Genomic DNA, 12,240 nt, shown 5'->3' with positions numbered 1-12,240 from the left:
CATCTTTTTTAAAAATGTCGTTTTTTTAGAGATTTAACAAATTATTACCTGATTGTTCGATTAGATACAGTGATTTGTCACATTTCTTGCTTAAACTAAGAGAGAAAAAGTAGATAAAGAAAAGGTAAAAACATACGCCATGAATAGTGAATTAAAAATATCATCTCTCAACACTGAATCAAACGTTCAAACCACTCAACCCTTGATCGCACTTTACTGTGGCTCTCGGTCAGGCAACAAACCGATTTATCAAGAAAAAGCAATTGCGCTAGCCCAAGGCCTAGCAAACCATGGTTTCGGACTGGTCTATGGAGGCGCGAGTATTGGTCTGATGGGACAAGTGGCAGATGCCATGATTGCTCATGGGGGGGAAGCTGTTGGCGTCATCCCTGAGTTTATGCTGGATTATGAAATTGCACACAACCAATTGACTGAATTACATATTGTACAAACCATGCATGAACGCAAAGCATTGATGGCTGAACGTGCAAGTGCTTTTGTCGCACTACCCGGTGGCTTAGGCACTTTTGAAGAAATTTTAGAAGTGGCAACATGGGGACAACTCAATCAACACCAAAAACCCATGATGCTCTATAACGTCAATGGTTTCTATAATGCACTGATTGCCCAACTTGATCATGCCGTTCAAGAAGGTTTTCTGCCTCCACAGCACCGTGCCAAACTCATTGTGTGTAACCATGCTGAACAGATTTATTCAGCAATTGCAAACTTAGGGAGCCCAAAGCGCTTTGTGGTTTAAAGTTGTTTAAACACCTCAAAACTCTCCATACATAAAGAAGCGAGCTCAAGGCTCGCTTTTTTAACAACTTCGTCTATTGACCATAATTCGTGACAAAGTTGTAGAACCACGGCAAAGTGGTCGCCAAAATCACCGACATGGCTAAACCAAACATCAACTTCATGGCATCTTTACTGACATTGCGCGAAGTACGGTGCTTATTCACCTCATCAAAAATCATCGACATAGCAAACTCACGACCAGCAAGTAAACCTAAGAATACCCATGTAGTACTCATTGGAATGTTGCTCCACTCCTTGAAGACCAACAAAATCAGGGCATACATAAAGTCAATAATCGTTGCAGCACGAATATCCGTTACACCTGTTTTAGTATCAACAATTTTTTGAATCGCCCCACCACGTTGGTACAAAATCAGCGCCAATAACACCACAAAGATGGTGATAGCAAACAGCAAAAATGCCAACGGAACTTGGCGTGGCACGTATACAAAAATATTGGCCAAATCTTGAATCAGCCATTGGCTCCACAAAAAAGCGGTCGATACCCACTGTAACCCAATCCAAATATGGGAAGGTTCTTCATGACGGGTTTTGGCAAAGTACTTTGCCACTTGTCGCATCACAAAACGATAGACAATAATCGCAACCACAAAAGCCACGGCATAGCCCATCATTGACTTCACCATCATCGACCCCAAACTTGCAGGCGAGAAAATGGTTAAAACCAAAAAAGTGGTACTCACAGGAATGCCGTATTTGGTCAAAAACAAAAGTAAAATTGGCGGTACGATATACAGCCACGTAATCCCATTATCTGGAAATGGAATCGTCTCTAAGCGACCGTAAGAGGCATCTCCCACACCTGATGCATACCAACCATAGATCAGAACCACAACTAAAATGGTGCTGATAAAGAGCCAAAGCACCCACCATGGGCGGTGTGCATTCGATGAAATAAAGGTACCTAATGTCTGTGGCACATCATTTCCGACGATAGAATAAGCTGCTAAACAGAAGCCAATCACCATCAAGATTTCGATTGTCATAAAACAAACCTTTTGCAGAATCTTTCCAACAGCCTGCCATTGAAGCTTTGGCAGAGATTATGACGGTTTTATTTCATTTTCATGACATTATTGTCATATATTTTTTGTAGCGCCATAAAAAAGAGCACCACTGTGCTCTTTATTTAAACTAAGCTATTAATTTAGCTTCACTTCATAAACTGACGTCGTACCACTGACTTCATTCCCCACTACCAATAAAGGTCGAGCATTTGGTGAATTTTTCGCCGCGATAAAGATCAAACCTTCTGGGCCAAGGTCTCCTTGCTTCGTGACTTCTGTTTCGGTGGTGTTGCGATGGTTCAGGTACTGAACAAATTTAGCCTGATTCGGGTTGCTAATGTCATAGACCATGATGCCACTGGCACGCTCAAGTCCAATAAAGGCAAAGGTCTTTTCACCAATTTTACCCAGAGTCACTCCTTCAGGTTCAGGGCCTTTGTTGTCACTACGGTCATCAAATTTAAATGCTTCATGATTGCTATTAAATTGATGTGGAAACAACTCCGCAATTTTTCGCTCAAACTCACTGCCCGAGTCCCACACAATCTGCTTGGTTTCAGGGTCGACAATACTTACCGAACGACCACCATAAGCATATAATTTGTCATACGTCAGACGACCATTTTCATCCAACTTCGGCAGACCTGTCAGTGGATCTTTTTGATAACCTTGAGTCCAACTAATAGTCAAACGTCCAATTTGTGCGTCTTTAATTAAATTGTCCGCACAGACTTCTGTTGCGTCAGCCGTTTGACAAGGTTTAAACACCTCTGGGTTTAATTTTGCCCCTTTCACACCTGGCGCAAGCTGACGTAAATGTGCGGCATAATCGCCTTTGGCATCAAAACCTGCTTTTTTAAACAAGTGTTTGATACGTATCTCTTCTGCATAACCAGCATTTAAGTCCGCGCCTTCAAAGTATTTGGCTTCATCCTTTAACCATTCACGGGCATCCCCTTCATTGGCCGTGACCAAATAGGTTTTACCCTTGGCTTGATATTGTGCAATGGCATCGGGCATATACATGCCATATAGTCCCGGCCAAGAGCGGATATTGATCATGCCTGCATCTTTTGCACATTCCGTAATACTACGCCCCAACGAGTCTTGACCAATAGCACAGTCACGGTCACTGCCATCTAAGGCATTTTCAGGCAAGCTATGGTCTTTGTAGCCCATCGGGAAAAGATCAACAAATTGATTTTTTTCTAAGTCTAAAACCCCAATCGCATTGTTTTCCTGCAAACTGACCCACGCCTTTTTGCCATCAGCACTGACTGCGATGTACTCAGGCTCCAAATCCTGTGCTACAGAGGTGGTTTGAATACCTACGGTCGCGACATTTGAGTATTGGCTGATGTCTGGACCAAAAATACGAATCCCTGCATCCAATAATTCTTGTTTACGGTCATTCCATGCTTGGAAGCCTGCTATGCTTGCTGTTGGTTTTTGAATGTCAGAAACATCAATAATACTAACCGAACCCTCAGGATCAATTTGATAACCCTCATTCGGTTCCGCTTCATTGGCGACCAACACCTTTCGACCATCAGGTGTAAAGGTTAGCATATCGGGTAAAGCACCGACCTTGACTTGGCTAATATAAGACAAATCTTGTGCTTTAAAGAAAGCCACGATACCAGTTTGGGTTTTATCCTCAGCCTGAACCGCAAGCGCAACGATACCATTATGCACCGCGACACTATTCACTTCGGAATTGGCTAAATAAGTTTTGGCATCCAAAGACTGAATATATGTCGGCTGCGCTGGTTTGGAGAAATCCAAAACATCGACCATGCCTTTTTGAGCATTTACCACGAATAGGCGCTGACTCGCAGCATCATAAGCGGGTATCTCCGCTGCACTCTGCCCAAATACCCCCGACGCATAACTTGCAAGCTTGACCAGTTCAATATTATTCGGCGTAACTTCCTCAACAACAGGTGGGGATGTAATGGTTTGTTCATCATCACTGCCATTACATCCCACTAAACCCAGCCCCATCCAAGCTAAAAATACGGCACTATATGTTTTGTTCATCATGATCTAAATATCGGTTCAAATTTGACCAATGTATGACGCAAGCGTTGCAGTTCAATGTCGTATAGATGTCAATTTGATGGCAGGTGATAAATGCACTTTCACAACATCAGTTCTATATAAATTGAGCTAAACTGTTTAAAAATTTCACTTTGTTGTATCTATGAATCAAACGCCAACCCATCAAGCGCTCGCTCCTGAGTACCGTCTTTTGGTACTTCTGGTTTCGATTGGCTTTTTTATGCAAGGCTTAGATACCACCATTGTGAATACCGCTCTACCTGCTATGGCCATCAGCCTAAATGAGGACCCGCTCCAAATGCATAGCGTGGTGGTGGCCTATGTGCTTGCCGTGGCTGCCTGTATTCCCTTGAGTGGTTGGCTTGCAGACCGTTTTGGGGTGCGCAATACCTATTTCAGTGCCATTATCATTTTTACTCTTGCTTCACTGGGCTGTGGTTTTTCTGAAAGCTTAAATGAATTATTGTTCTATCGCGTACTCCAAGGCGTAGGCGGTGCATTATTGCTCCCTGTTGGCCGTTTAGCCATGCTCAAGGTCATCCCGCGGACGCAGTTCTTATCCGCAATGAGCTTAATGAGCCTCGCGGGACTGATTGGCCCACTCATTGGTCCAACACTTGGTGGCTGGCTGGTCGAAGTCAGCACATGGCATTGGATTTTCCTGATTAACCTCCCCATGGGGCTGTTAGGGGTCCTGATTAGTTTTAAAGCCATGCCGAATGTCACAGAACAAAACGTTCCTCGTTTTGACTTTTGGGGTTTTATCCTACTGGTCATTACCATGGCAGGACTCTCTTTAGGCATTGAAAATTTTGCTAGCCCACATCTAACTTTATGGTGGAGCCTCGGATTAGTTGGATTGAGTTTGGTCACTGCACTTTGGTATGCCTATCATGCGCATACGCATCAAAATGCCTTATTTCGTAGCAAGCTGTTTGGTAACCGCATCTATGCCGTGGGTATTTTAGGCAATTTCTTTGCTCGCCTCGGTGGCAATGCCATGCCCTTTCTCATGCCTTTGATGTTACAACTGGCCTTTGGCTTTGAACCCTTAATTACAGGGCTATTAATGATTCCCACAGTGCTAGGTTCATTGGCATCCAAACCCATCATTCGTCAACTGATACAACGCTTTGGTTATCGCCACGTCCTTTTAGTAAATACCCTATTGGTTGGTGCATGTATTGCCAGCTTCGCACTCAACACCGCAGATACCCCAACCTGGCTGCGCGCGCTGCATTTCTTTGTTTTTGGCATGCTGAACTCACTGCAATTTGTATCTATGAATACCCTTACCCTGAAAGATCTGCCACAACAAGATGCCAGCAGTGGTAACAGTTTCTTGTCGATGATCATGATGGTGTCGATGAGTATTGGTGTAGCCTTGGCGGGTACTTTGGTCAATGTCTTTACGGCGTATTTGGGCACAGAGCATATCGTCATGGCATTCCATAATACCTTGATTGTATTGGGCTGTATTAACCTGATTACCGCAGCCATTTTCTGGCACATCCCCAAAGACACCGCAGATTAACAACAGATACAAAGTACGGCCATTCACCGACCATAATCATCATGGTCAGTTCAGTGAATTCAAGCTATGATGATGAGCTAAAAATCAACACCTGCAAAAGCATGCCTGCAAGAAAAAAAGCCACCGCTTCTCGAAAAACATCATTAGCCTATTACGCAGTCGCCTGTGTAATAGTGCTCTGTATCGGTCTCGGAATCACCTATTTTTTCTTGCAGAACAATGTCGCATCTGCTCAAGAGTATCCCGTAAAAGGCTTTGATGTGTCTCATCATCAGGGCGATATTCAATGGCAATCCATTTCTCCCAAAGAGTTTAAATTCGTCTATTTAAAAGCTACCGAAGGTGGCGATTTTAAAGATCGAAAGTTTCAGGACAACTGGCTTAAAGCACGTGAGCACGGCTTCTTAGTCGGAGCCTATCATTTTTATCGTTTATGTCGTGATGGGCAGATTCAAGCGCAAAACTTTATTGAAACCGTGCCAAAGAAAAAAGATAGCTTGCCACCTGTGATTGATTTGGAATATGACAGTAACTGTATTAATACCTACACCAAAGAACAGCTGCTCAAAGAAATTCAGGTCATGCACGATAAACTGCACGAACACTATGGTTTACAGCCGATCTTTTATACCTCTAAGGCATTTTATAATATTGTTTTAGTCGATAAGTTTAAGAATACACCGCTTTGGATTCGTGAATATCAAGGTCAACCTGAACTCAAGGGCAATCCAAAATGGACCTTTTGGCAACACACTAGCCAAGGACAAATTAAAGGTGTTCCTACCTTGGTTGATCTCAATGTATTTCATGGTTCAGAACAAGAGTGGATACACTTTTTAGAACGCCAAGGACTTTATCAACTGCCACAAAATTTACCCATTAAATAAGTCACCCACCTTCATCTTTAACAAAAAATAAGAACATGAAGACAAACCATGTCGCGCATAGCGGATGAAAGGCTTCGCAATCGAGATAGATAGTGCCATACTTTAGCTGAACCTCCACATCAAAACCGAGTATGCGAAAAATCATTCACATCGACATGGATGCCTTCTACGCATCTGTAGAGTTGCTTGAACGTCCAGATTTAAAGCACTTGCCTGTGGTCATTTCTTCGCACCATCCTCGTGCCGTTATTGCAGCCGCATCCTACCCTGCACGTCAATATGGTCTCCGTTCAGCGATGTCGATGACTCAAGCCAAAAAACGCTGCCCGCAAGTGGTCGTGATTGAACCCAACTTTTCTAAATATCGGGCAGTTTCAGAACAGATTCATACTATTTTCCAGCGTTATACGACCCTCATTGAACCCCTTTCTTTGGATGAAGCGTATTTAGATGTCACTGAAAATTTACAACAACTGGCCAGTGCTACAGAAGTGGCTGAGCGCATTCGCGCTGATATTTTTCAAAGCACAGGACTGACCGCCTCTGCGGGTGTTGCGCCCAATAAATTTCTCGCCAAAGTTGCTTCGGACTGGAATAAACCCAATGGGATCTGTGTGATTAAACCCTCACACGTTCAGCAGTTTATTCAGCACTTAGCGCTTAAAAAAATCCCTGGTGTCGGTAAAGTCATGCAAGAAAAGTTAAAAAGCTTAAATCTTGAGACTTTAGGCGATCTACAAAAATTAGATGAAAATGTACTCATTCACCATTTTGGCAAATACGGCAAACAACTGTTTTTATATGCGCAAGGGATAGATGAACGTCCTGTACAAGCAGAACGTGAACGTCAGCAAATCTCAAAAGAAACGACCTTTGATGATGACTTAAGCATTGAACAATGCATGCCATTTTGGCCCCAGTTGATTGAACAAGTTTGGCGAAGTCTCGAGAAAAAACAACTGTATGCTCGTGGCGTCACCGTCAAACTTAAACTGAAGAATTTTCAGACTTTACAGCATAGCAAAAGCTTTAAAATACCTCTTAAACATCAGGCAGAACTACAACTCATCTTAGACAGCCTGCTCAAAGACATGCATATTAGGCCAGAGCAATGCTTTCGATTAGTGGGTGTTGGTGTTTATGCGCTTTCTCACAAAGAAGTACTTCCTCAACTCTCCTTATGGGAAGATGAAATACCCAAATGAGCTATTTTTTAACCAAAAGAACAAAAATAATGCAATTTAGCATTCACAATATCCTTTTTTAGAGTAATCTAATGGCGCGCTACATTTATCCATGTAAGTGCTGAGATGCTAAAACTCACCTTTACTTTTAGCATAACGTCCTGTGATTGGTGTGACGATCAAATCCAAAGATTACAGGGCATCTCTGATGCTCATCACGACACACTGCTTTTACATTGTGTAGCATTTTAGCCTTATCAAAATAACAATAACTATCTACAAGTAATTTTCATCCCTCATTCCAACTCAGACTAAACACTTCTTTTTATTTTTACACCACACTTTTCAAATCATCACCATATACTCTCAAAGTCAGTACCACTCTCTTCTGAGTCATTTTAGAACCCCAAAAAACCTTAATACTGTAAATAACGGGATTGCGAGCGAGTGATCATCTGTCGCACTTGACTTTGTGATAGGCTATCGAGGTATATATCATGATCTTTAATTCTACGCGCACAGGGCTCTCACATGGCTGTTCAACGTTTGCATGTCTCAAATCGCTTTTCTGAAGTGGCAATTGCTGGAAACCTCATTCATTTAGCAGGACAATTAGCTTCTGACTTTGATTTAGATATTAAAGGACAAACTCAACAGACTTTCGACATGATCGACCAATTTCTTGCAGATGCAGGCACAGACAAAAGCCATATTTTATCTGTGACAATTTATTTAAAAGATATTGAACAAGATTATGCTGCGTTTAATGAAGTATGGGATGCATGGGTTACCGATATTGATGCATTACCTCGTACTTGTGTTGAAGCAAAACTCTATGATCCACGTGTCTTGGTCGAGTTAACAGTTGTTGCGGTTAAACCTGAATAAATAAATTATTCATCATAAAAGACATGGATCGCATGTTTTTTATGATGAACTTCAAAGCTCAACTAGCCAAGCACACGTAATTTTCGTGTTTGTGCATCATTATAATAGTCGTACTTTTTTGAGGTTTTCTTATCTTTGTTTAAACGTGTTGGGAGATAGACATCTCCATAAAAATCTTCACGTAACTGATGATATTCAGGTATTTCTTCATAGCGGATGACTTTATAGCCCGCCATATCGAGTATCGCATCCTGAAATTGGGACTTTTGTGGACGTTTCAAGGAAAGTGGGTCATCTAAAGCCACGACAGCAACCACTTGCTGCATCGCATCTACCACCACAAAATCGGCCACCAAGTTACGATATTTACTTCGTGTACGTGAAAATTTAGTTGTCAATAAAGCATCATAAGACACATGTGCAAGTATCGTATGATGAGGTAAAATTTCTTTCAATCGTGTATAGGTTAATTGTTCATTTACATTGAAAATAGCGCGCTGCCTTAATGCACTATCCTGTTGTTTTGTTTTTGGAATTAAACCCTTACTCGCCAAAATCATGGACAGTAGTAGTATCACACTACCAATTACTATATAAGTTGTCATATTCGTATCCTTCTCATATTTATTATAATTTCCGGTCTCACACCTATTTTTATGCGATCAGTATAGCGTGCTGATCATTTTCCCAAACCACGAAATAAAAAATTACAGCTAAATTTGACCAAATGGTTATAAAACTAAACAAATCTTTTCAATGTCATTTGATGTAACATTTATTGCAACTGTGCAAACAACGACATCATTTATTTAGCTAGTTCATACTGTAATAGACTCAATCCTTAGGGTGCAATACTATTTTAGTCTATGCCAAATTTTTCCCGACAAATGACAAAATCCCTAGAGTAAAGTCTTTTAACTGCTTATAAAAATAATATCGCATAAAAAAGGATGCCAAGGCACCCTTCTTAGTTTCAGTTCCGATTAAGCACGCGACTTAGACTTCGGTTTTGATTTTGAATGTCCAAATGGCTTCTTGGCATCACCTGTTTCACGCGGTGGTAAACCTGTATGTTGCGTCAAAATCTGACCACGCTCAGGACGCTTCTTGGTATTTGACGGACGAGATTGATTTTTCGCTTGTTGGTTACGATTCTCACCATTACGTTTTTGCGAATCACCATCCACGGTTGAGTTCTTTTTACGCGCAGATTGATACTGCCCCTCTGTCCCTTGCGGTTGATAGGTTGGAATCAAATGCTGTTTCGAGTTACCAATCAAGTCTTGGCGGCCCATCTCTTTTAAAGCATCACGCAGCAAAGGCCAGTTGTTTGGATCATGATAACGCAAGAATGCTTTGTGCAAACGACGACGCTTCTCACCTTTCACAATATCCACATCTTCAGTATACCGCGCCACTTTAGCTAATGGGTTCTTACCCGTGTGATACATGGTGGTCGCTGTTGCCATTGGCGATGGATAGAAAGTCTGTACCTGATCGGCACGGAAACCATTTTTCTTCAGCCAAATCGCCAAATTCATCATGTCATATTCAGTCGTACCCGGATGTGCAGCAATAAAGTACGGAATGAGATACTGCTCTTTACCCGCTTCCTTACTGAATCGATCAAACATTTGTTTAAAACGATCATAGGTCCCGATGCCCGGTTTCATCATCTTCGACAATGGACCTTTTTCGGTATGTTCCGGGGCAATTTTTAAATAACCACCAACGTGATGTTGTACCAATTCTTTGACATATTCAGGGTTGAGTACCGCCAAGTCATAACGTAAACCTGAGCCAATCAGGATCTTTTTGATGCCTTTAATGGCGCGTGCTTTACGATATAACTGCGTTAAAGGTGCATGATCGGTATGTAAGTTTTGACACACCCCTGGATAAACACAGGATGGTTTACGACAATTCTTTTCAATTTCAGGGTCTTTACAGTGCAAACGATACATGTTTGCTGTAGGTCCACCCAAGTCAGAAATGATGCCAGTAAAACCTGGTGCGGTATCACGAATCTTTTCCACTTCACGCAAAATTGATTCTTCTGAACGGTTTTGAATAATACGCCCTTCATGTTCTGTAATTGAACAGAAGGTACACCCCCCAAAACAACCCCGCATGATGTTCACAGAGAACTTAATCATGTCAAATGCAGGGAAACGCGCATCCCCATACACAGGATGGGGTAGACGTGCATAAGGTAAATCAAACACATAGTCCATTTCTTCCGTGGTTAGCGGAATCGGTGGCGCATTTAACCAAACATCACGCTCACCATGCTTTTGTACCAAAGCACGTGCATTTCCTGGATTGGTTTCAAGATGTAAAATACGGTTGGCATGTGCATATAAAACTGGATCATCTGCCACTGCTTCAAATGCAGGCAAACGAATCACAGCCAGTTCACGTGGCGGTAATTTATGTTTAATTGCCTTTGAAGACGGCTGTAATTGCACAATTTGTGTATCAGGATCAAGTTGATCCCCTTCACGAACAATTTGATTTGTCACAATTTCTTTTTGGAAATTTTGGTATTGGGTTAAAGAATTACCCTTATCTTTTTCAATTTCACAGCCATCTAAATCTTCAGTCATCACATAAGGATTGATAATCGGATCAACGCGACCAACGGTATCTACATCATTTGATGCAATTTCCACAAACTTGGCTTTAGATGGGCGGTTTAACTTATTCACAATAAATGCCGTGCCACGAACATCGGTAATTTCGTGAATTTTTTCGCCTTTGGCTAAACGATGCATCACCTCAGTAATCGAACGCTCGCCATTACCATACATCAAGAGATCGGCTTTTGAGTCCATCAACACTGAACGACGAACTTTATCTGACCAATAGTCATAATGTGCAATACGACGTAAAGACGCTTCAATTCCACCTAGCAATACAGGCACATCTGGAAATGCTTCACGCACACGCTGGCAATACACGGTTGCTGCACGGTCTGGACGTTTATTGGGTAAGTTATCTGGCGAATAGGCATCATCAGAACGAATTTTACGATCAGCCGTATAACGGTTGATCATCGAATCCATATTCCCAGCAGTCACCCCCCAAGCAATATTGGGCTTACCTAAAACACGAAAAGCTTCAACATTAGTCCAATCTGGTTGCGCAATAATTCCGACACGGAAACCTTGTGCTTCTAACGTACGACCAATAATGCCCGAACAAAATGATGGATGATCAATATAAGCATCACCGCAGACCAAAATAAAGTCGCAACTATCCCAACCGAGTTGATCCATTTCCTCGCGCGACATCGGCAAAAATGGCGCAGGTTCAAAGCATGACGCCCAATATTTGTCGTAATCAAACAACGCTGTAGGCGCGGTCTGCATAGTATAAGCAGTAGACATGGCTAGCAATCTCGGCTGGCAGATGAAAGATCTCAAATAGAGATCAAAGATGAAAGCCGATCATTTTACCATGAATTATATTCACCTTGCTTGATTATAATTTATGCAATCTAGCTTAATTCATAATCAACTTATTAGAAGAATTATTCCAAGCAAACCTATCTCTTTTATGAAAACCACAATAAAACAGATAAAACGCTTAATAAATGAAATATATAGATTAAGAAAGCCGTTCTAAACTTTCAGATTGAGCAGAATGCAGACAAAGATATGGAATCACATGATCACGCATGAATATAAATTTTTTATACTATATGGTTTCTGATCTCTTCTTCTTTCCTCTATATTTCGCTAACCACATAATAAAAAAAGCCCCCTAACTTAATCGTTAGGGGGCTTTTGAATAATGAGCTGGCGATGACTTACTCTCACATGGCAAACGCCACACTACCATCAGCGCTAAGAGGT

At 41.7% G+C, this 12,240-nt stretch carries 9 protein-coding genes; 5 read left to right on the top strand and 4 right to left on the bottom strand.

Annotated elements, in window-relative coordinates; all coding sequences use genetic code 11:
• The first annotated feature begins 139 nt into the window (after nt 1-139).
• The gene (locus ACE01U_RS12750) at nt 140-760 is read left to right on the top strand and encodes an LOG family protein (protein ID WP_086209799.1); all 621 of its coding nucleotides are present in this window, start codon (nt 140-142) and stop codon (nt 758-760) included.
• A 73-nt stretch (nt 761-833) separates the two neighbouring features.
• Here the strand turns inward: ACE01U_RS12750 and ACE01U_RS12745 are convergent, their stop codons facing one another.
• Together ACE01U_RS12745 and ACE01U_RS12740 are read right to left on the bottom strand one after the other, a co-directional pair.
• Complete coding sequence (locus ACE01U_RS12745) at nt 834-1,808, bottom strand: hypothetical protein (RefSeq protein WP_086209800.1); 975 nt, start codon at nt 1,806-1,808, stop codon at nt 834-836.
• Between the two features lie 156 nt (nt 1,809-1,964).
• Nucleotides 1,965-3,872 (bottom strand): choice-of-anchor I family protein, encoded by a 1,908-nt coding sequence (locus ACE01U_RS12740; protein WP_395579632.1) that lies wholly within the window; start codon nt 3,870-3,872, stop codon nt 1,965-1,967.
• Between the two features lie 160 nt (nt 3,873-4,032).
• Between ACE01U_RS12740 and mdtD the strand changes: the two genes are divergently transcribed.
• The 4 genes from mdtD (at nt 4,033) to ACE01U_RS12720 (ending at nt 8,383) form a co-directional block, all read left to right on the top strand.
• Nucleotides 4,033-5,424 (top strand): multidrug transporter subunit MdtD, encoded by a 1,392-nt coding sequence (mdtD, locus tag ACE01U_RS12735; protein WP_395579631.1) that lies wholly within the window; start codon nt 4,033-4,035, stop codon nt 5,422-5,424.
• A 41-nt stretch (nt 5,425-5,465) separates the two neighbouring features.
• Nucleotides 5,466-6,311: a glycoside hydrolase family 25 protein gene (locus ACE01U_RS12730; RefSeq protein WP_395579630.1), complete on the top strand. Its 846-nt coding sequence runs from the start codon at nt 5,466-5,468 to the stop codon at nt 6,309-6,311.
• A 131-nt stretch (nt 6,312-6,442) separates the two neighbouring features.
• Nucleotides 6,443-7,516 carry a DNA polymerase IV gene (gene dinB / locus ACE01U_RS12725; protein ID WP_086209803.1) on the top strand — a complete coding sequence of 358 codons (1,074 nt, stop codon included), beginning with the start codon at nt 6,443-6,445 and terminating at the stop codon, nt 7,514-7,516.
• A 510-nt stretch (nt 7,517-8,026) separates the two neighbouring features.
• Nucleotides 8,027-8,383, top strand: coding sequence for a RidA family protein (locus tag ACE01U_RS12720; RefSeq protein ID WP_395579629.1), 357 nt, complete (start codon nt 8,027-8,029; stop codon nt 8,381-8,383).
• A gap of 62 nt (nt 8,384-8,445) precedes the next feature.
• Here the strand turns inward: ACE01U_RS12720 and ACE01U_RS12715 are convergent, their stop codons facing one another.
• Nucleotides 8,446-8,988 carry a DUF2726 domain-containing protein gene (locus tag ACE01U_RS12715; RefSeq protein ID WP_395579627.1) on the bottom strand — a complete coding sequence of 181 codons (543 nt, stop codon included), beginning with the start codon at nt 8,986-8,988 and terminating at the stop codon, nt 8,446-8,448.
• A 378-nt stretch (nt 8,989-9,366) separates the two neighbouring features.
• Entirely contained in the window at nt 9,367-11,772 is a 2,406-nt protein-coding gene (locus tag ACE01U_RS12710) for a YgiQ family radical SAM protein (protein ID WP_086209806.1), read from the bottom strand.
• Nucleotides 11,773-12,240: the final 468 nt, after the last annotated feature.

The sequence above is a fragment of the Acinetobacter halobius genome (genome assembly GCF_044130335.1).
Lineage (GTDB): Bacteria > Pseudomonadota > Gammaproteobacteria > Pseudomonadales > Moraxellaceae > Acinetobacter.
Note: the sequence above shows the minus strand (reverse complement) of the source record. Positions and strands in the feature narration are given on the sequence as shown.